Here is a 19,418-nt window from a genome sequence, read left to right as displayed (position 1 = left end):
CATGCACAAAAATCTCTCCAAAAATCCGCTCATCATTTGCAGTGATCGTGTTGAAGAATTGGCACGATTATCGACGCTGCTCGCTCAAGAATTTGACAACATCATCAGTTGTCAGCTTAATCAGTTTGAACAAATGTTGGACCGAGAACCCAACGCTTATGTCGTTGTGGGCTGGTTGCAACCGAGTGCTGAACTGCGCGTGGTTATTGAAGAATGCCGTGTTAGAAAGCATCCACTCTTGGTGGTGCTGAAGCAACTCGACTCTAATGATATCAGTCGTTTACCGGAAAGAATGGATTATGTCCTTGTTCCGGCAGATACCGAGTTTTGTTTGATTCCGTGGATAGCCAATGCGTGCCAGATTCGCCGTTCAGTGGTTGCTCTTGAAGATGAAATCGAACAGCTTGAGCTGCGATTAGAAGAAAGAAAGATCATTGAGCGAGCAAAAGGGCTACTGATGAAAATGCACCAAGTCGATGAAGATGCGGCTTACAAAGCGATGAGAAAATCAGCGATGCAATCGAGTCAAACCTTGGCGCAAGTGGCGAAAAATCTACTGCAAACTTTAGAGGCGCTAAAATAGCCCAACTACCACTTTGGGGTTATAAGAAAAATTCCGCATTGGTGCGAAGTGCACTATTACTAAGCAAGGTAAAGGCAATATTGAAAAGGGAAAAGGATAAGTATTTGAATATAAAGTGTTAAATAAGTTGGCACGCAACTTGGAATACTTAGATTAGAAACAATCTGTTCAATCGTAACCTTACATTATCAACGGCGGTAATCGACAAGGATGCAATGGCGCTACGACTCTTCGGAGGCGTAGCGCCTTTTTTATTGGAGAAAAGTTATGAAATGGAAGTCAGCAATCAAACGTACGTTGGTGGGTGCAGCGTTAACCACCACCTTTTATGTACCTAGCACCTTAGCCGAGCTGGGTGAGCCAGAACTCGAAGACCTTAAATTTGGCTTTATCAAACTTACCGATATGGCGCCACTCGCTGTTGCCTATGAGAAAGGCTATTTTGAAGACGAAGGCTTGTACGTCACGTTAGAAGCGCAAGCGAACTGGAAAGTCTTGCTCGATAGAGTGATTGACGGTGAGCTTGATGGTGCCCACATGCTGTCAGGTCAACCGTTAGGCGCGACAATTGGCATTGGCACCCAAGCGGAAGTGATTACCGCATTCAGTATGGATCTCAACGGTAATGCGATTACGGTTTCAAACAAAACATGGCAGCAGATGAAACCCAATATTCCGACCGAGGCAGATGGAAAGTTAGTTCACCCAATTAAGGCAGACGCACTTAAACCTGTTGTCGAGAGTTATCTTGATGAAGGTAAACCGTTCAACATGGGAATGGTGTTTCCTGTCTCTACTCACAATTATGAACTGCGTTATTGGCTTGCTGCGGGTGGTATACACCCAGGTTACTACGCGCCCAAGTCAGGTGATAACAGTGGGCAACTCAACGCAGACGTGCTGCTTAGTGTAACTCCACCACCACAAATGCCTGCGACGATGGAAGCGGGAACGATAGAAGGTTACTGCGTTGGTGAACCTTGGAATCAACAGGCAGTATTTAAAGGTATTGGCGCGCCGGTTGTGACTGACTATGAGATCTGGAAAAACAACCCAGAAAAAGTGTTTGGTGTCTCCAAATCGTGGGCAGAAAAATACCCCAATACGCACATTCGTGTGGTGAAAGCGCTTATCCGAGCTGCTCATTGGTTGGACGAGAACAACAACGCCAACCGAGTTGAAGCAGTCAAACTGTTAGCAAAAAGCGAATATGTTGGCGCAGATTTCGAAGTGATAGCGAACTCGATGACAGGGACTTTTGAGTACGAAAAAGGCAATGTCCGAGAGGTGCCAGACTTCAACGTATTCTTCCGTCACAACGCCACTTACCCTTATTACAGTGATGCGATTTGGTATCTGACCCAAATGCGTCGCTGGGGACAAATTCCTGAAGAAAAATCTGATGATTGGTATATGGATGTCGCGAAAGAGGTTTATCGCCCAGATATCTACCAGCAAGCTGCACAAGCGCTGATTGAAGACGGGGTACTCACAAGCAAAGACTTCCCAGATTTTGCCACCGAAGATGGTTTCCGCGCTCCACAAACACATTTTATCGACAACATCGTCTACGACGGCCGTTCGCCTAACGCGTATCTAGAGAAGTTCTCAATCGGTCTTAAAGGCAAAGACAAAGTTTAAAACAAATGGAGGAGGGGCGAGTCCCCTCCAACAAAACAATAACAAGGATGTATAGGAGTTGTTATGTCGAGCAATGTAATCTCACTTATTCCGAGTAAGCAGTTGGTGGCGAACAAGAGCAAAGCTTTTTTGTTACCTGTGATTGGAATCTTGATGTTCTTGATGATGTGGCATTTCAGTGCACGTCAGGTAGAAACTTCACTAGGAACACTTCCGGGCCCGGCTCAAACCTACCAGCAATTCAGCAACTTAGTGGTAGAGCACTGGGATGAAAGAAAAAAAGAAGTCGCCTTTATCGAGCGACAAGAAAAACGTAATGCTGCAAAGCTAGCAAAAAATCCTGATGCTAAGGTCAAGATTAGACCTTACACGGGGAAGCCCACATTCTTTGATCAAATAGTGACTAGCCTAATAACGGTCGCCAGTGGATTTTTATTGGCCACGTTGATTGCTATACCACTAGGTATTGTCCTTGGCTTAAACCAAGGTGTTTATCAGGCATTTAACCCCATTATTCAGTTGCTTAAGCCAGTCTCTCCACTGGCGTGGCTACCGATAGTCACCATGGTGGTGAGCGCAACTTATGTCAGTGATGACCCAATGTTCGCTAAATCTTTTGTTAACTCGTTGCTGACAGTTGCCCTGTGTAGTTTGTGGCCAACGCTGATTAACACGGCCGTTGGCGTCACTAGCGTGGATAAAGATCTTATCAACGTCAGCAAAGTGCTGCAGTTATCTTGGTGGCAACATATCAGAGTCATCGTGCTTCCGTCCGCGATTCCGATGATCTTTACCGGATTGCGCTTATCGCTCGGTATCGCATGGATGGTACTCATTGCCGCAGAGATGTTGGCGCAAAACCCGGGACTAGGAAAGTTTGTTTGGGATGAATTCCAGAATGGCAGCTCGGCTTCATTGGGGCGCATTATGGTGGCAGTCATCACGATTGGTTTCATTGGTTTACTGCTAGACCGAGGCATGTTGCAACTACAGAAGTGGTTGTCTTGGAATAAGCAACAGGCATTGCGATAAAAGGAGTTTCCTATGTCTAAAGCACTACTCGATTTAACTCAGTTGGGGATGAGATTCCCAACTCCGAATGGCGAATTTATCGCCCTAAAAAACGTCAATCTTCAGATTAATAAAGGCGAGTTTATTTCGCTGATTGGACACTCAGGTTGCGGAAAATCGACAGTACTTAATCTAGTGGCGGGTCTTCACCTGCCTACGGATGGCGGAGTGATTGTTGATGGCCGTGAGGTCAGTGGGCCAGGGCCAGAGCGCGCTGTCGTGTTTCAGAATCATTCGTTGTTGCCTTGGTTAACGGTTTATCAAAATGTAGAGCTGGCAGTAAAGCAGATTGCACAAAGCCAGTTGTCTCAAACCACCACTTCTGAACAAAGCTCTAAACAGTGGATCAAAGAGCAGGTCGAACATTATCTCGACTTGATTCAAATGTCTCACGCTGCGGATAAAAAGCCTGATGAAATCTCTGGTGGTATGAAGCAGCGAGTCGGTATTGCCCGCGCGCTTGCCCTTCAACCAAAAGTCCTTTTGATGGATGAACCCTTTGGCGCGCTTGATGCACTAACACGCGCTCATCTGCAAGACTCTCTGATGAAAATCCAAGCCGAGCTGAACAATACCGTCATTATGATTACCCATGATGTGGATGAAGCGGTACTGCTTTCAGACAAGATTGTGATGATGACTAATGGCCCTGCTGCAACCATTGGCGAGGTGTTGGAGATTGATTTGCCCCGCCCACGTAACCGTGTTGCGCTTGCCGATGACCCGCAGTATCAGAAATACCGTCAGTCAGTGCTGCGTTTCTTGTATGAAAAGCAGTCTAAACCCAGTACTCAACCTAAAAGTACCGAGCAGAAAGAGCTCGAAGTACCCGCTAAGACGGCATAAAGGAGTCAGACAATGGAACATGTAGTAATCGTCGGTAACGGTATGGTTGGGCATCACCTTGTTGCTCAGCTTGTTGAACGAGGTGCTCACCTTGAAATGCGTATTACGGTGATTGGTGAAGAGCGTTTTATCGCCTATGACCGAGTTCAACTCTCATCGCTTTTCTCTGGTAACAGCCATCAAGATCTGATGTTAAGCAGTGAAGAGTGGTACAGCAAACATGGCATCGAGCTAATGCTAGGTAGCCAAGTAACCAAAATCGAACGGGACAATAAGCGCTTAGTTTTAGATGAGGACAGTGTCATTGGATACGATCAGCTCGTGCTCGCAACAGGTTCTTATCCATTCGTGCCGCTTATTGAAGGTCACGATAGAGACAGTATTTTCGTTTACCGAACGTTAGATGATCTTTCTGAAATAAAAACAGCGTGTCAGGGCGCGAAAACCGGTGCTGTCATTGGTGGTGGATTACTCGGCTTAGAAGCTGCAAACGCCTTGAAACTGCTGGGGGTGGAAACTCACGTCGTGGAATTCGCGCCGCGTTTGATGCCTGTTCAACTTGATGATGGTGCGGGCTTAGTTCTGAAAGAGAAGATCGAAGAGCTAGGTCTAACGGTTCATACCTCCACAGCAACTGAAAAAATCTGTGATGGTGAAGGCGCAAAACATCGGATGGTGTTTAAAGACGCAGACCCTCTCGAAGTAGACGTCATTGTCTTCTCAGCTGGTATTAGACCGCAAGACGCACTGGCTAGGCAGGCGGGTATCAATATTGGTGAGCGCGGCGGCATTGTCATTGATGATCAATGCCGAACCAGTGATGAGAGCATTTTTGCTATTGGAGAATGTGCGCTTTGGCAAGAGAAGATATTTGGATTGGTGGCTCCGGGTTATACCATGGCTCGCGTTGTAGCCGATAAGCTCGTTGGTCGTGAAAACGCAGGCTTCACCGGTGCAGATATGAGCACCAAGTTGAAGCTACTCGGTGTCGATGTCGCTTCGATTGGTGATGCGCATAAAGCGACGGATGGCGCGCAGGAGATGGTACTGCAAGATGCGGTTGCTGGTGTGTATAAAAAACTCGTGGTTGATGAGAGCGGAACCAAGCTACTAGGCGCCATTCTTGTTGGGGATAACTCAGACTATGACGCTTTACTGCAATGCTATTTAAATGAAACGACCCTTCCTGACCATGCGGCAAACCTACTTTTTGATACGGGAATGCTTAATGGCGAAATGGCAGATACCGCTATTATTTGTTCGTGTCACAACGTGAGTAAAGGTGATCTGGTTAATGCAATACAAGCTGGCGCTCATGATCTTGACACCCTCAAGGCTGAAACCAAGGCAGGCACAGGTTGTGGCGGTTGTAGCAACATGGTGAAAAGTGTCTTAGATGCTCAGCTGACTGCGATGGGTGTCGAAGTGAACAATCATATCTGTGAGCATTTTGAGTTGTCGCGCCAAGAGCTATTCCATATTTGCCAAGTCGAAGAGATTAAAGACTTTGATACATTGATAGAGAAGCACGGTAAAGGTCACGGCTGCGATCTTTGTAAACCCACCGCTGCATCAGTGTTTGCTTCGTTATGGAATGAGCACATCATGGAGCCCCAGCACAGCTCGCTGCAAGATTCTAACGATGCCTTTATGGCAAACCTGCAAAAAGATGGTTCTTACTCGGTTGTTCCTAGAGTGGCGGGGGGAGAAATCACGCCCGACAAGTTGATCGCATTAGGTGAAGTGGCGAAGAAGTATGACCTATACACCAAGATAACGGGTGGTCAGCGTGTTGATTTGTTTGGTGCGCAAGTCGAACAGCTACCGGATATCTGGCAAGCGCTAATTGATGCGGGATTTGAAACCGGCCACGCGTATGGTAAGTCACTCAGAACGGTTAAATCCTGCGTTGGTTCGACTTGGTGTCGCTATGGCGTCGATGACTCGGTTGGCTTAGCAATCGAATTGGAAAATCGTTACAAGGGGCTGCGCGCACCGCACAAAATCAAGTTCGCAGTATCCGGGTGTACCCGTGAATGTGCTGAAGCACAAAGTAAAGATATTGGCGTCATCGCCACTGAGAACGGCTGGAATCTTTATGTGTGTGGTAACGGAGGCATGAGGCCAAGACATGCTGACCTAATTGCCTCTGACCTGTCTAAAGCAGAACTGGTCGCGTTAATTGATCGTGTCTTGATGTTCTACGTTCGAACGGCGGATCGTTTACAAAGAACCTCGGTATGGATGGAAAATCTAGAAGGTGGCTTAGACTACTTAAAACAAGTGGTGATTGAAGACTCACTGAGTATTGCTGATTCGCTTGAAGCTCAGATGCAACATGTTGTTGATACCTACCAATGTGAATGGAAGAGCACGCTCGAAAACAGTGACAAACTGGTTAAGTTCAAACCGTTTATTAATGCAGAAGAAGCTAGCCAAGTTCTTCCTTATCAAAGAGTACGCGGGCAACGCATTCCAGTGAAGGAGGAAGTCTAATGGAAGTCACTGAGAAACTAGAAATATGCAGACTATCGGATCTTTCACCTTACCAAGGTCGAGGCGCTCTGATAGACGGTGAACAAGTTGCAGTGTTCTACATTCCCAATCAAGGTGTTTTCGCTATCCAGAACTGGGATCCAATTGGTAAAGCCTATGTGCTTTGCCGAGGGATAGTCGGGGATATTAATGGTGAATTATGTGTTGCTTCTCCACTTTACAAGCAGCACTTCAATCTCATTACTGGCGTGTGTGTGGAAGAGCCAACAATAAAATTAACGGTTTACCCGGTAGAAGTAGAGCAGGGCGTTGTAACATTATCACTTTAATAGAACCATCGCGCTGATAAAACCGCCGTATTGACGGTATGTTGGTCGATGCGGTGTTCTTTTTAACCATTTGAACAAAAATAGAAATTAATTGATTGACCGGAAAATTTATTCCGTTAAAGTACACCTCGTTCTCGCGACATTGTTTGTGGGAATGATGGTGTACCATCGCTTTTAGCGTTGCCCTGGTGGTGGAATTGGTAGACACAAGGGATTTAAAATCCCTCGGCGTTCGCGCTGTGCCGGTTCAAGTCCGGCCCGGGGCACCATCTACTTTTCTGGCTAAAGCCAGTTAGGTAAAAAGCACAATTTGAGGCGCGTTGGCAGAGTGGCTATGCAGCGGATTGCAAATCCGTGGACCTCGGTTCGACTCCGGGACGCGCCTCCATTCTCTTAAGAGAAAGTAACCAGCTTAGGCTGGTTTTTTTGTATCTGAAATTTGAGCGCGCCTAGATAGACCTCACTAATTTCGAGGTCTATCCGTGCAATCAACAATTTTAGGCGTTAGAAGTAGTAGCGAACGCCACCTTTAATACGGTCTTGGTCCATATCTCCAAATTTGTATCCTTCGATTGAAAAATCGACGGCATTAAACTTACGCTCGTAAGCAAGGTTGGCTGAAAAAGAGTCTGTGAAAAAGTATTCAGCACCGAGTTCTAGGTTGAAATGAACTTTATTGTTGGTCACATCTTTGTCGCCTTTGATGTCTGGATGTGATGAGCCACCATTCAGTTCTAGTTCCGTACGCGTGTATCCAATCCCGGGTTTCGCGTATAAGTTCAGATCGAAGCCTGTGGCATAGCTCATCTTAGCTCCAAGATCGAACGAATAGATTCTAGCGTCATGGAGCTGGTATTCGTAACCTTGAGCACCGCCGCCAATATCGTAATAATTTGAATAGTCTAGAAGGTCGATGTAATCGTGGCTTAAGTTTGCTTCGATAGCCAGCCATTCGTTCACCTTACGTCCAAGCATGATTGAAAGACCTGCGCCGCTATCATCGGCGTTCTTCGCGCCCGAGCTAATTGTCGAGAATGCTGAAACTTCAGAGTCTAGGTCTAGTTTACTTGAATGAGCATCAAAACCAACATACCAGTTGTTTTGTGCAGACACGGCGAAAGAGCCGCTTAGAAGTGCAAGAGCAGCAATAGAGAGTTTAAAATTCATTATTTACATCTTAGTTATGAATGTGTGATCAGTGCGATTGTAATTTTATATAAGCACCTATTGAGGGCGTGAATCTTATGTGGCGTAACAAATTGTGTCAAATTTTATATTCTGTTAATTAATTTTCATAATTAAACCGTAAGGTTTTAGAATAAGAGGTTGCGGAGAGAGTCTTTTTCATGCAGAACAAGGGCTGACTTTCTGCGCCATTTCATAGCGTCGCATCGGCATTACGTCGATGGTTTGTTTCACATGCTCCCAGTCTGTTTGTTTTCCCCAACGTAGCTTTTCTCCACCATCTTTACCGATTAACACTGCGGTGTGAGAGCCAGGCTTAACATCATACATATTGAACAATGCCTTGAGGTTAAACTCATGCTTAACCCATTTAGGCATACTAAAGCCGTCTTCAGTGACCACTAGAGTGATAAGGTCTCTGTCTTGAAGCTCACATTCGTTAATCAGTGTTTCCAACAGAAACTGTTTTACGTGCTCGTCATTGGTAGGGGCAAAGTAGATCACGCTGCGGTGTGACCATTCAGCGGAATAAGAAGGGTAGGCCCAGCTCATGGTTGAGTTGAGTAGCGCAATGGTGAATAGCAGTGCAGCACGCATAACGACAATCCTCCGATGATGGCCTATAAAAATGTGCTTGTTACACATGTTCTACGTTAATTGTAGGTGGTAAGCTCAAGCCTCGGACAAAAATAGACGGAAATTTTGCCATGCGTGCACTGCAATCTGAGCGTTTGACGCTGAGAATGGTTGAGCTTAACGATGCCCCATTTATTCATGAACTCTACAACAGCGAAGACTTCTTGCAGTTTATTGGTGACAAGAACATCCGCAGTGAAAGCGACGCCAGAGTGTACATTGAAGAAAAAATACTGGGCATGCATAGAGAGTTTGGTGTTTGTCTATTGCTAGTGGAAGTCACAGAGAGTGGTGAAAAGATTGGGGTATGTGGCTTAATCAAAAGGCCCGAACTTGACGCTTACGACATCGGTTATGGGTTTATGCCAAGCTCATACGGCAAAGGCTTCGGGTATGAAGCAGGAAAGGCGGTCATCAACTACGCGTGTGAAAACAATAAAATTGAAGATTTGGTCGCGATTACCACTTCTGACAATAAGGGAAGTCGAGCTCTACTATCTAAACTTGGTTTTACCTACGTCAAAGTTCAAGATACGTTGAGTGATACAGTAGACTTACTGTTGTACCAACTGAGTCTGTGCCGAGAGTAACTATGGCTGTTTCAAATATTCTTCGTGGTGAACTGCTGACCGAATTCAAAACGGTTCGTGCAATGATGTTTATTTATTGCCGCGCGCACCATGACACCAAGAATGGGCTGTGCAATGATTGCCAAAGCTTGCTTGAATATGCTGAAACTAAATTAGATCGTTGTCCCTACGGGCAGAGTAAGCCCACCTGTAATCAATGCCCGATTCATTGTTACAAAGCCGAACAGAAAGAGCAGATGCGCCAAGTCATGAGATATTCCGGACCAAGAATGTTGCTGCCGCATCCGATTTTGGCTATTCGCCATCTACTTCATGAACGCAAACCCGTTCCTGAAAAGCCCGAAGCTGGCGCGTCAAACAGACATCAGAGAAAGCTCGAAGAAAAAGGGACGCAATAAGCGTCCCTTAACACGAGTTGGCTGTTATTCCCCAGCAACCGCTTGATGCTTGGTCTTGATGCTCGCGATTAGCATGTAGATACAAGTCGCAAGAAGTGCCGCAAATAGATAGCCCATTAAACCTTGAGAGCCTGCCATAAACCAGTCCGCTGCCACTGGTCCAGCGACAGAGCCAATACTGTAGCTAAACAACATCACCTGAGTGGCAGACACTATGTAGTTAGCATCAAGTTTGTCGCAACCAAGGTTAATCGCGACTGGGTATAGAGCGAAAGTCGCCGTACCTAATAAAAATAGTCCCATTCCCAATGCTTGTAGCCCAGTGACCATTGAGGTGAACGTAATTGCTGCTACGCCTAGTAGACAGAACAGAGCCATAAGTAGGGTGCGCCCAAGGAATTTAGACAACCAAGGTACAATTGGTTGTACAGCCATACCACCTAGAATGACGACCGCCATTAGGCCACCAATATCGCTATGTTCAATGCCACGATTTTGCAGCTCAACTGGCATCAATCCGTAAATTGCACCGAGAGTGAGACCAGAAACCACACAACCAATGATCGCGGCATGATTCAACTTGCTGATCTGCTTTAGTGACAGTGGTGTGCTATGCTCACTTTCCGGTTGGTCGCTGTCACCAAATACAAGTACCACAACCGCGAGTAGCAATAAGGTAACGATAGCGATAAATGGTACACCACCAGAGACGCCGATAGTGCCAATACCTAGCTGACCAATTGCGCTACCACCGTAAAGAGAACCCATATAAAGGCCCAGTCTTTTCGCTCGTGCGCTTTCGTCGCCGTGTAGTAGCCAAGACTCAACAATAACAAACACGCCTGCGACAGCAACACCCGCGATAAAACGAGCAACAAGCCAAACTGTGGCATGAGCGACCATTGGTAAAACCATAATGGTGGTAATAAACGCCACTAAACACCATACAAAGGCATTACGGTGGCCCACTTTTTTAACCAAAGGTTCGATGCCAGCTGCGCCAATCAATAGCCCCGCGTAGAAAACACTGGCGAGCCAACTAGCCAACGATGAATCTAAGTTATACTCAGAAAGCATCAAAGGAATTAAGCTCATCAAATATCCCGACGCGACCGCATAAAGAGCAAGCGCAATAACCGGTACAGAAATGCGAGCTTTTGGAGCAGGTTGAAGGGTATTTTCCAATGTCGTGGCCTCTTTAGTTGTCGTAAAACTGAACAAATTTCGGCGCGACTATGGAGTGAAACAGATGAAAGGTAAAACGAAAACTTTTGACCATGACGATAAAGAATATTTATCGTCATATTGGATGAATAAATCAAAGTAAAAAGCGAGTAAATGTACACATTTTCCCACTTTAAACTAGATAAGTATGAAGGCCTTTATTTGGCTAGAGCTTGATTAAGCCATTGATCAAACTGGCCTTTGGGAAGTGCGCCATTTATTACATCGACTCTTTTGCCATTTTTGAAGACCATAACGGTAGGAATGCTTCTAATTTGATATTTAGCCGCGAGGTTTTGCTGGCTTTCGGTATCAATTTTTACAAATCGAACATCTTTTGTCCTCTCTGCTGCAACGTCAGAAAATACTGGCGCAAACCCAACGCATGGATTACACCACGGGGCCCAGAAATCGACCACAACAGGTGTATCACTGTTTAGTATTGACTCAAAATTGCTCTCAGTTCCTTCTACAGGAGCTCCGTCTAAAAGAAGGCTTTTACATCTTCCACAAGTTGGTGCTTCAGAAATGCGTTCTGATGGCACACGATTAACGCCTGAGCAAGATGGGCAACGCGTGTTGAAGGTAGACATGATATCTCTCTCATTTTCTATTGTTTTATATTTGCCAATAACCTCTATCTTGAAGTCATTTGGGTAGTTGGAGATGACAGTGACTGTCGCTGCTAGTTATACTCTGTTTATACCAAGAGATACAAATAACTAAATTAAAGGCTCTAAATGAAAAATTTCTATGCAGAAATTACTGGTTGGGGAAAATGCCTACCTCCCGCAACGCTTTCCAATGAAGACCTAAGTACTTTTCTAGATACTTCTGATGAGTGGATCCGCACTCGTACCGGAATTGAAAATCGACGCATTAGCCATGTAAACACATCTGATATGGCGACGGTCGCAGCGCAACATGCACTTGCTTGTGCTGGTAAAAGTGCAGATGAGATTGACTTAATTATTCTTGCCACTTGTTCACCCGACTCACTGATTCCAAATGCCGCTTCAAAAGTCGCGCAAAATTTAGGGATTGCAGCGGCGGCTGCGTTTGATTTAAATGCAGCCTGTACAGGCTTTGTCTATGGCTTAGAAACTGCAACTCGCCTAATACAAGCTGGCAATTACAGAAACGCAATTGTGATTGGTGCTGAACGCCTGTCTTTCTTCATCGACTGGACAATGCGTGATACCGCAGTCTTGTTTGGTGACGGCGCTGGTGCGGTTGTCTTAACCAGAACAGAAGAGCAGGTTGGCCTACAAAACGCGCAACTTGGCTGTGATTCTGCAGGGCGAGATATTTTGGCAGTACCCAAGTTTGGTACCTGCATGGACAGGTTTGCCGCTGATAATGGTCATTGGGATTTCAACTTTGTTGGTAAAGAGATCTTCAAGCGCGCAGTAAAAGGTATGGGAGCTGCGGCTCAAAATGTATTGGCGCGTAGTGAGCTTTCTACTGATGATGTTGATGTCGTGATTCCACATCAAGCGAACATCCGTATTATTCAAACCTTGTGCGATCTCTCAGGCATCAGCCAAGATAAGGCTTTTGTGAACATTCAAAAGTATGGCAATACTTCGGCTGCTACTGTGCCAATTGCGCTATGTGAATCGTTAGAGCAGGGCTTCGTTAAGCCGGGTGATAACTTGCTACTTGCTGCATTCGGTGCTGGATTAACTTGGGGGGCTTGCCACCTAAAATGGGGCGAGCGAGTCACGCCGCTAGGTAAGAGCGATGCCCAGCTTCCAGAATGTGAACTATCGGCGTTGGAGCTTGTAAAAGATGCCGTTGAACATTGTAAGAATCGTCCATAACTCGATAATTTAAGTACAAAAGTCGCACACTCGGTGCGACTTTTTATCTCGAACAAAATTTAACCGCAAAAGGTCAACAGACCCTAGAAATACACTGGGCTTACATGAAATTCCTCCACACTTCTGACTGGCACCTCGGTCGTCAATTTCACAATGTTTCTCTTTTAGATGATCAAAAAGTCGTTCTCGAACAGATCATTGAATACATTCAATCCAACCCAGTTGATGCTCTGGTTATCGCGGGAGATGTCTACGATCGCTCGGTTCCTCCCACCGCAGCCATTGAATTGATGAATCAGTTTGTAAGTCGAGTGTGCGGCGAATTAAAGCTGCCGATAATTTTAATCCCAGGCAATCATGACGGAGCAGAGCGCTTAGGCTTTGGCTCTCAGCAAATGGCAGAGTCAGGGCTTCATATCATCGCTAACTTTCAAGATATGCTGACACCGGTTGAGCTGAAAACAGATATGGGTACAGTGCGCTTTTATGGCATGCCTTACAATGACCCGGAGCTTGTGCGCCACCACTTTAAGCAGCCTGTATCTACCCACGATGATGCGCATAAGCTGCTGTGTGATGAGATTATTGCCACGCTTGACCCTAATGCGACCAATGTGCTGATTTCTCACTGCTTTGTTGATGGCGCGATTGAGTCAGAGTCAGAAAGGCCACTGTCTATTGGTGGCTCGGACCGCGTGAGCCACGAACACTTTACTCCGTTTGATTATGTTGCCCTTGGGCATCTTCATCAGCCGCAGAAGAAAGGTGAAGAGTACATCCGTTACTCAGGCTCGTTAATGAAATACAGTTTTTCAGAGCAGCACCAAAAGAAAGGCATGACACTAGTTGAGCTTGATGAATCGGGTTTTAAGTCAGCAACCCATATTGACCTCAGTGCCCCCCACGAAATGCGCATAATCGAAGGGGAGTTGGATGAAATCATTGCCCAAGGTAAAACCGACCCTAACAGCCACGACTATTTACTGGTTCGATTAATGGATAGGCACGCAATCTTAAACCCTATGGAGAAGCTAAGAGCTGTCTACCCAAATGTGTTGCATCTTGAAAAGCCAGGCATGCTGGTGGGCGTTGAACAGCAAATGGCAGCGGCCAAGTTAGCGCGCAGTGAAGTTGATATGTTTCGCGATTTCTTTGCTGAAGCACAAGATAGCCAGCTCAGTGAAGAGCAAGACAAAGCCATCACAGACATCATCAAGCAACTTAGTGAGCAATAGGCCAGATCATGAAACCAATTAAATTAACAATGCAGGCTTTTGGCCCTTTTGCTAAAACAGAACAAATCGATTTTACCCAGTTAGGCTCTAATCCACTTTTTCTTATCAATGGGCCAACGGGCTCCGGAAAAACGTCAATACTCGATGCGATTTGCTTCGCCTTGTATGGCGAAACAACGGGCAATGAGCGTCAGGGCAATCAAATGCGCTGCGACCAAGCTGCAACAAATTTATTGACAGAAGTGACTCTGGAATTTTCCTTAAACGGCAAACAGTATCGAGTTACTCGCGCGCCTGAGCAAGAAGCACCGAAAGCACGTGGTGAAGGTCTGACAACGCGCAAACATACTGCCTCCTTGTATGAAATTACCGATGATGAAGTCCTAATTACAAGTAAAACGGCTCAGGTTAAAAATGAGGTTGCTAACTTACTTGGATTAAATGAAACCCAGTTCCGACAGGTTATGGTGTTGCCTCAGGGCAAGTTCAGGGAGCTGCTGCTCGCTTCATCAAAAGAACGTGAAGCGATTTTTGGTCAGTTATTCCAGACTGACGTGTATAAGAAAATTGAATTTGCGTTGAAAGATAAAGCCAGTGCGATTAGCAAGGCTAAAGATGAATTCGACAATCAAATCCGCGGTGCCTTGCAAGTGGCTGAAGTGTCTACCGAGCAGGAATTGCAAGAGCGATTAATTTATTCTCATAGTGAACTCGAACAAGCGAAAAGCGTTGAGGCGAAGGAGTTAGAGGCTCTCAATCTCGTAAAGAGTGAGCTAAACAAAGCTAAATCGCTCAATGAGTTATTTAACAAACGCGCTTCGACAGTGGCGACTCAGCAATCTCATCTAGAGAACAAGGCGCAGATTAGCGAGCTGGAGTCTAAGCTAAAGCTGGCTAAGAGCGCGAGCCATCTAGAAGTGGCCTACGCTAACATGCAGTCAAGCGTGAAACAGGTAGTAGATCTACAAACCAAGCTAGAGGCTCTACAAGCGCAACATCTAGCAGCAGAAAAGGCTTCCCATCACGAAGAACAGCTACTTAAAAGTGCCGATGAGAACGCACAACAAGTCCCTATGCTCACTGAAGCCTTGTTTAAACTGGATCAGGTTAAAGCAAAACTGATTGAGAAAGCGGAACTAGAGAAAAGCATTGGCGCGTTAAATACCATTCGAATTGATTATGATAAAAAGCTTATCCAATACAATGAGCTTAGGCAGCAACTGCAGAAAGAGGCCGAATCAGGTGCCAGCGGACTTGAACAAGCGCGCAAAGATCTGACTGAGAAATCAAGCTTAGAAGCCGGTCTATTAAGCAATCAGCGTCTGCTTGATGATCTTAATAAGCTTGCCGCCCAAACCGCCGAACTTGCTCGACTACAGAAAATGCTTGTACCACTTACAGAACAAGTCGAGAAGGCGAAAAAAGATGTTGCTGAGAAGCAAAAATACGCCATTGAACAAGAATTGAGTTGGCACAACTCGCAAGCTGCATTCTTGGCTCAAAAGCTGGAAAAAGGCTCGCCGTGCCCTGTGTGTGGTAGCCAAGAGCACCCTTCACCTGCCATGTTTCAAGGTGAGCCTGTTTCTAAAGAGTCGGTGCAAGCCGCACGACAGCAAGAACGCAGTGCGATTGAAGAATTAAACCGACAAACGACGGCACTGGAACAACAGCAAGCGACAATAGTGGCTCAAGACAAGCACATTAAAGAGTTACAGTGCGAGTTAGGTGAAGGCGCTGCTATGAGCGTTGAGCAACTACAGCAAGAGATAGCCCAGCAGAAGGCGAGGTTAGACGTATTAGCGGCGATTGATCTTGATAAGATGGAAAAGACCGTTCAAGAGCTGACTCAACGCTGCACCAATGGTGAAGCAAAAATCAATGAACTGAAATCGTTAATTTCTGCAAATGACTCAGCGATAAGTGTTCAAAACCAGCAACTTGAAAAAGTATCCTCAGTTATTGATCCACAATACATCTCAGTTGATGTGGTCGAGCGCCAATACCTCGGTCAAAAAGCGAACATTACACAGCTCAGTCAGGCGTTAGAAAAGGCTCAACAATCGGCGAAACAGGCGAAATTAGCGCTTGTTGCTATTGAAACGGAAAGAAGCTCAACGACTCAGTTGCTCGAAGATGGAAAAGTACACAGTCAACAAGCGGACAAAGAGTGGCAGTGTCAGCTAGAACTCTCTGTATTAGATTCGCAACAGCAGTTTCTTGAAGCTCGCATAGAGCCGCAACAATATGATCAATGGCAAGCGCAAATAAATGAATATGTTCAGACTGCTACTCAGTTAGAACAGTCTGTTAAAGACCTCAATGAGCAGTTAAATGACATTGAAAAGCCAGATATTGATAAAAAACAAACTGAATTGGATGGCGCAGAGATAAAATACCGCGAATGTCGAGGTTTGTTAGATAGAGTACATTCAGTGACAGAGCGCCTTGAAAAGGTGCAAAAAGATATCAATAGCCTGCATGATAAAAATCAGCGCTTAGAAGCAGAGTACAAGGTCTACGGCACGCTTTATGACGTAGCAAGTGGCAAAACGGGCAGTAGAGTCAGTCTACACAGATTTGTTCTCGGCGTGCTGCTTGATGATGTACTGATTCAAGCCTCTCAACGTTTAAATATGATGAGCAAAGGGCGTTATCAACTGGTCCGTAAGACAGAAGGCTTCAAAGGTGCGGCAGGTCGCGGGCTCGATTTGAGTGTCGAAGATGGCTACACCGGAAAAACGCGTGATGTTGCCACCTTATCTGGTGGAGAGTCGTTCATGGCGGCACTTGCTCTAGCGCTGGGCTTATCTGATGTGGTTCAGTCATACAGTGGCGGCATTAAGCTTGATACTCTGTTTATCGATGAAGGGTTTGGTAGCTTGGACCCAGAGTCGTTGGATTTAGCGATTCAAACACTGATCGATTTGCAACAAGCAGGGCGTATGATTGGCTTAATATCTCATGTTACTGAACTTAAAGAGCAAATGCCTTTAAGAATTGATGTCGAAGCGTCCAGATTGGGTAGCCGTATTCAATTAGTTGGTATGCATGCGTAGAGCAGGCTAAAATTTACATAGTTCACTATGTTGCGTATGCTCAATCTATAACAATGAATTATGTTAAGAGCATCGAATTGATGACAGTTGGCAGGCAACTCTTTTTTGCCTAGCAGATATATTCTTTTAATGGGGGCTTAAGGTGCTTTATTGGTGCTCTAGGCGATAAGGAAGTTGCGCGTAGCGGTTGTAATGCATGAATGTAGTAAAGAAGATTTATCAGTACGCAGATCCCAACCTTGAGTTAGTCGGGTGGATGGGCTTCTTCGGCTTTCCTGCATACTTCTACATTTGGTCTTACATGTACCCGCAGCCCTATGAAAATGGGCCCTTGAGGTTTTTTTGCGCCATGCTGCTGTTAGGGCTGGCGTTAAGAAAATATACGCCTCCTCTACTGAAACGGTATTTGCCTTATTACTACTTGGTGACAATCACCATCTGCCTACCGTTCTTTTTCTCGTTTATGATGTTTATGAATGAATGGTCGACAGTATGGGCAATGTCCTTCATGTCTTCGATCTTTCTTCATGTGTTATTAGTCCATGAGACTCGTATTATGTTGCTGCAGGCAATGGTTGCCATTGTAGCGGCCTACTTGTTTAGCTATGGGCTAGAGCACGCGCCTGCCAAAGTTGAGACTGAAGTGGTCGTCATTTGGCCTTACATTCCGATTTTCTTGTTTACCTATGTGTTCGGTAATTTGTTCTATTTCCGCAACCAAGTGGAGCATGAATCGAAAGTCTCAATTGCCAAATCATTTGGCGCAGGTATCGCTCATGAAATGCGTAATCCGTTAAGCGCGCTTAAAGCATCGGTAGACGTACTCGACTCGTCTTTACCTTCAATCAAGACGATTAAAGGAGACAAGGCAGAGATCGACAAGCATGATATTGAGCGCATGAAAGAGGTGCTTTCAGGAGCGGATGAAGTCATACGCAATGGTAACGAAGCGATAGATTTATTGCTTACCTCCATTGACCAGAGTCGAGTATCACACTCAACGTTTCGATCTTATTCTGTAGAGCAGATTACAAGAGAATCACTGGCAAGTTTCTCTTATCCGAGCGATCACGCTAAAGAAGTGGTGAATTTACATGTCGAAAGTGATTTTGACTACTTTGGTAGCGATACGTTATTGAAGTATGCGCTGTACAACTTGCTAAAGAACTCACTCTATTACCAGAATGGTGAAGAGTTTAAGATTGCGATTTCGATTAGGAGCGATGATGAGTTCAACTATCTCTACTTTGAAGATAACGGAGTAGGGATAGAGAAAGATAAGTTAGAGTTTGTCTTTCAAGATTTCTATACCTCAGGAAAATCCTCAAGCTACGGGCTTGGGTTACCTTTTTGTAAACGTGTCATGCAAGCATTTGGCGGCAGAATAAAATGTGAGTCGGTACTTGGAGAGTGGACACGCTTTACCCTTAAATTTCCTCGATATGAGTCCCCAAAAGTGTCCTCAATAAAACAAGAAATTCTAAGAACCAAATCAATGCTTTATGTTGGTGGTGATGTAGCGGTAAAGCGTAAATTGAATGAGTTTACCTTCTACACAGGTGCGCTGTGTGATGTGGTCGATTTTGAGCAGGCTCGGGGGAAGGAAGAGTTCGAATTTGAGTACGATTTGATACTACTCGATCTAGAGACATGTAATGAGCAAGAGTATCTAATGTTGGAGTCTAAGCTCCACTTTACTGAAGCAAAAATCGTGATGCTTTTCGCTCAAGATGGCCAGTATCACAATCGATTCAGCCGTTTCCTTACATTCTATCCAAAAGAGAAAGCGCAATTTCTGCTTGATGTCACTCAGTCGGTCGATGCGCTTATGTTTGGCAACGTTGAGCCTAATCGAAACCTCATTCCGAAAAAAGCACCTGCCGTGGTTGGTAAGCGTATCTTGATTGCCGATGACAATGAATCGATGAGGCAGTTAACCACTATCTTGCTCAACAAGCAGGGTTACCAAGTTTCTCAGGCCGGAGATGGCAATGAAGTGTTGAGTGTTCTGAGCAGTGAACAGGTTGATTTGATATTGATGGACCTAGAAATGCCAATGCTTAATGGTTTAGAGACAACCACGGTGATTCGCGAGTCAGAGGAAGTCTATGCCAACGTACCGATATTAGGCCACACTGGTGATAATCGAAAAGAAACTTTATCCAAAATTGAACAAGTAGGCATGAATGGATACTTAATTAAGCCTGTCGATAAAGTTAAATTACTTGATAAAGTCGCGGATTATATCTAATCAAAACGGTGTGTTTAAATAATAGCGCCCCTATGTAGAAGGGGCGTTTTTATA

The 19,418-nt window shown here is 45.3% G+C and carries 16 protein-coding genes and 2 tRNA genes; 14 read left to right on the top strand and 4 right to left on the bottom strand.

The window, feature by feature from the left end; genetic code table 11:
* Position 1 precedes the first annotated feature (1 nt).
* The 8 genes from LYZ37_RS20130 to LYZ37_RS20095 all read left to right on the top strand — a co-directional run bounded on the left by LYZ37_RS20130 (position 2) and on the right by LYZ37_RS20095 (position 7,354).
* Entirely contained in the window at positions 2-583 is a 582-nt protein-coding gene (locus tag LYZ37_RS20130; RefSeq protein WP_272787329.1) for an ANTAR domain-containing response regulator, read from the top strand.
* Positions 584-850: 267 nt separating this feature from the next.
* Positions 851-2,224 (top strand): CmpA/NrtA family ABC transporter substrate-binding protein, encoded by a 1,374-nt coding sequence (locus LYZ37_RS20125; RefSeq protein ID WP_239824632.1) that lies wholly within the window; start codon positions 851-853, stop codon positions 2,222-2,224.
* 63 nt (positions 2,225-2,287) lie between these two features.
* Positions 2,288-3,256, top strand: a complete 969-nt coding sequence (locus LYZ37_RS20120; RefSeq protein ID WP_272787328.1) for an ABC transporter permease — start codon at positions 2,288-2,290, stop codon at positions 3,254-3,256.
* A gap of 12 nt (positions 3,257-3,268) precedes the next feature.
* A complete protein-coding gene (locus LYZ37_RS20115) occupies positions 3,269-4,141 on the top strand; it encodes an ABC transporter ATP-binding protein (protein ID WP_239824630.1) in 873 nt (290 codons plus the stop codon).
* Positions 4,142-4,153: 12 nt separating this feature from the next.
* Entirely contained in the window at positions 4,154-6,637 is a 2,484-nt protein-coding gene (gene nirB, locus LYZ37_RS20110; protein ID WP_272787327.1) for a nitrite reductase large subunit NirB, read from the top strand.
* The gene (gene nirD, locus LYZ37_RS20105; RefSeq protein ID WP_272787326.1) at positions 6,637-6,966 is read left to right on the top strand and encodes a nitrite reductase small subunit NirD; all 330 of its coding nucleotides are present in this window, start codon (positions 6,637-6,639) and stop codon (positions 6,964-6,966) included. Before nirB ends, nirD begins: the two co-directional genes overlap by 1 nt.
* A gap of 182 nt (positions 6,967-7,148) precedes the next feature.
* Positions 7,149-7,235 (top strand) — tRNA-Leu (locus tag LYZ37_RS20100).
* 45 nt (positions 7,236-7,280) lie between these two features.
* Positions 7,281-7,354, top strand: a tRNA-Cys gene (locus LYZ37_RS20095).
* A 116-nt stretch (positions 7,355-7,470) separates the two neighbouring features.
* Here the strand turns inward: LYZ37_RS20095 and LYZ37_RS20090 are convergent.
* Both LYZ37_RS20090 and LYZ37_RS20085 read right to left on the bottom strand, forming a co-directional pair.
* A complete protein-coding gene (locus LYZ37_RS20090) occupies positions 7,471-8,133 on the bottom strand; it encodes an outer membrane beta-barrel protein (protein ID WP_004743126.1) in 663 nt (220 codons plus the stop codon).
* Between the two features lie 177 nt (positions 8,134-8,310).
* Positions 8,311-8,748: a DUF4174 domain-containing protein gene (locus LYZ37_RS20085; protein WP_171323239.1), complete on the bottom strand. Its 438-nt coding sequence runs from the start codon at positions 8,746-8,748 to the stop codon at positions 8,311-8,313.
* A 110-nt stretch (positions 8,749-8,858) separates the two neighbouring features.
* Here LYZ37_RS20085 and LYZ37_RS20080 point away from each other — a divergent pair, with 110 nt between their 5' ends.
* Both LYZ37_RS20080 and LYZ37_RS20075 read left to right on the top strand, forming a co-directional pair.
* Positions 8,859-9,377, top strand: a complete 519-nt coding sequence (locus tag LYZ37_RS20080) for a GNAT family N-acetyltransferase (protein ID WP_272787325.1) — start codon at positions 8,859-8,861, stop codon at positions 9,375-9,377.
* 2 nt (positions 9,378-9,379) lie between these two features.
* Positions 9,380-9,775, top strand: coding sequence for a nitrous oxide-stimulated promoter family protein (locus LYZ37_RS20075; protein ID WP_272787324.1), 396 nt, complete (start codon positions 9,380-9,382; stop codon positions 9,773-9,775).
* Positions 9,776-9,799: 24 nt separating this feature from the next.
* On the opposite strand, the gene LYZ37_RS20070 is transcribed toward LYZ37_RS20075, so the two are convergent.
* Positions 9,800-10,960 carry an MFS transporter gene (locus tag LYZ37_RS20070; protein WP_272787323.1) on the bottom strand — a complete coding sequence of 387 codons (1,161 nt, stop codon included), beginning with the start codon at positions 10,958-10,960 and terminating at the stop codon, positions 9,800-9,802.
* Positions 10,961-11,157: 197 nt separating this feature from the next.
* Complete coding sequence (trxC, locus tag LYZ37_RS20065) at positions 11,158-11,592, bottom strand: thioredoxin TrxC (protein WP_272787322.1); 435 nt, start codon at positions 11,590-11,592, stop codon at positions 11,158-11,160.
* A 147-nt stretch (positions 11,593-11,739) separates the two neighbouring features.
* Between trxC and LYZ37_RS20060 the strand changes: the two genes are divergently transcribed.
* The 4 genes from LYZ37_RS20060 to LYZ37_RS20045 all read left to right on the top strand — a co-directional run bounded on the left by LYZ37_RS20060 (position 11,740) and on the right by LYZ37_RS20045 (position 19,364).
* The gene (locus tag LYZ37_RS20060; RefSeq protein WP_272787321.1) at positions 11,740-12,822 is read left to right on the top strand and encodes a ketoacyl-ACP synthase III; all 1,083 of its coding nucleotides are present in this window, start codon (positions 11,740-11,742) and stop codon (positions 12,820-12,822) included.
* 104 nt (positions 12,823-12,926) lie between these two features.
* Positions 12,927-14,057: an exonuclease SbcCD subunit D gene (locus tag LYZ37_RS20055; RefSeq protein WP_272787320.1), complete on the top strand. Its 1,131-nt coding sequence runs from the start codon at positions 12,927-12,929 to the stop codon at positions 14,055-14,057.
* Between the two features lie 8 nt (positions 14,058-14,065).
* Positions 14,066-17,113, top strand: a complete 3,048-nt coding sequence (locus LYZ37_RS20050) for an AAA family ATPase (protein WP_272787319.1) — start codon at positions 14,066-14,068, stop codon at positions 17,111-17,113.
* A gap of 196 nt (positions 17,114-17,309) precedes the next feature.
* Positions 17,310-19,364 (top strand): hybrid sensor histidine kinase/response regulator, encoded by a 2,055-nt coding sequence (locus tag LYZ37_RS20045; RefSeq protein ID WP_272787318.1) that lies wholly within the window; start codon positions 17,310-17,312, stop codon positions 19,362-19,364.
* Positions 19,365-19,418 lie beyond the last annotated feature (54 nt).

The sequence above is a fragment of the Vibrio tubiashii genome, assembly GCF_028551255.1.
GTDB classification, from domain to species: domain Bacteria; phylum Pseudomonadota; class Gammaproteobacteria; order Enterobacterales; family Vibrionaceae; genus Vibrio; species Vibrio tubiashii_B.
The sequence above is the reverse complement of the archived record's forward strand: the minus strand, read 5'-3'. Positions and strand labels throughout refer to the sequence as shown.

Bases quoted from the DNA above. Each gene is read 5' to 3' on its own strand.
- LYZ37_RS20130 (WP_272787329.1), top strand. From the start codon at position 2: ATGCACAAAAATCTCTCCAAAAATCCGCTCATCATTTGCAGTGATCGT.
- LYZ37_RS20075 (WP_272787324.1), top strand. From the start codon at position 9,380: ATGGCTGTTTCAAATATTCTTCGTGGTGAACTGCTGACCGAATTCAAA.
- LYZ37_RS20055 (WP_272787320.1), top strand. From the start codon at position 12,927: ATGAAATTCCTCCACACTTCTGACTGGCACCTCGGTCGTCAATTTCAC.
- LYZ37_RS20120 (WP_272787328.1), top strand. From the start codon at position 2,288: ATGTCGAGCAATGTAATCTCACTTATTCCGAGTAAGCAGTTGGTGGCG.
- LYZ37_RS20085 (WP_171323239.1), bottom strand. From the start codon at position 8,748: ATGCGTGCTGCACTGCTATTCACCATTGCGCTACTCAACTCAACCATG.
- LYZ37_RS20045 (WP_272787318.1), top strand. From the start codon at position 17,310: ATGAATGTAGTAAAGAAGATTTATCAGTACGCAGATCCCAACCTTGAG.
- LYZ37_RS20080 (WP_272787325.1), top strand. From the start codon at position 8,859: ATGCGTGCACTGCAATCTGAGCGTTTGACGCTGAGAATGGTTGAGCTT.
- nirD (WP_272787326.1), top strand. From the start codon at position 6,637: ATGGAAGTCACTGAGAAACTAGAAATATGCAGACTATCGGATCTTTCA.
- LYZ37_RS20050 (WP_272787319.1), top strand. From the start codon at position 14,066: ATGAAACCAATTAAATTAACAATGCAGGCTTTTGGCCCTTTTGCTAAA.
- LYZ37_RS20060 (WP_272787321.1), top strand. From the start codon at position 11,740: ATGAAAAATTTCTATGCAGAAATTACTGGTTGGGGAAAATGCCTACCT.
- LYZ37_RS20115 (WP_239824630.1), top strand. From the start codon at position 3,269: ATGTCTAAAGCACTACTCGATTTAACTCAGTTGGGGATGAGATTCCCA.
- LYZ37_RS20090 (WP_004743126.1), bottom strand. From the start codon at position 8,133: ATGAATTTTAAACTCTCTATTGCTGCTCTTGCACTTCTAAGCGGCTCT.
- trxC (WP_272787322.1), bottom strand. From the start codon at position 11,592: ATGTCTACCTTCAACACGCGTTGCCCATCTTGCTCAGGCGTTAATCGT.
- LYZ37_RS20125 (WP_239824632.1), top strand. From the start codon at position 851: ATGAAATGGAAGTCAGCAATCAAACGTACGTTGGTGGGTGCAGCGTTA.
- nirB (WP_272787327.1), top strand. From the start codon at position 4,154: ATGGAACATGTAGTAATCGTCGGTAACGGTATGGTTGGGCATCACCTT.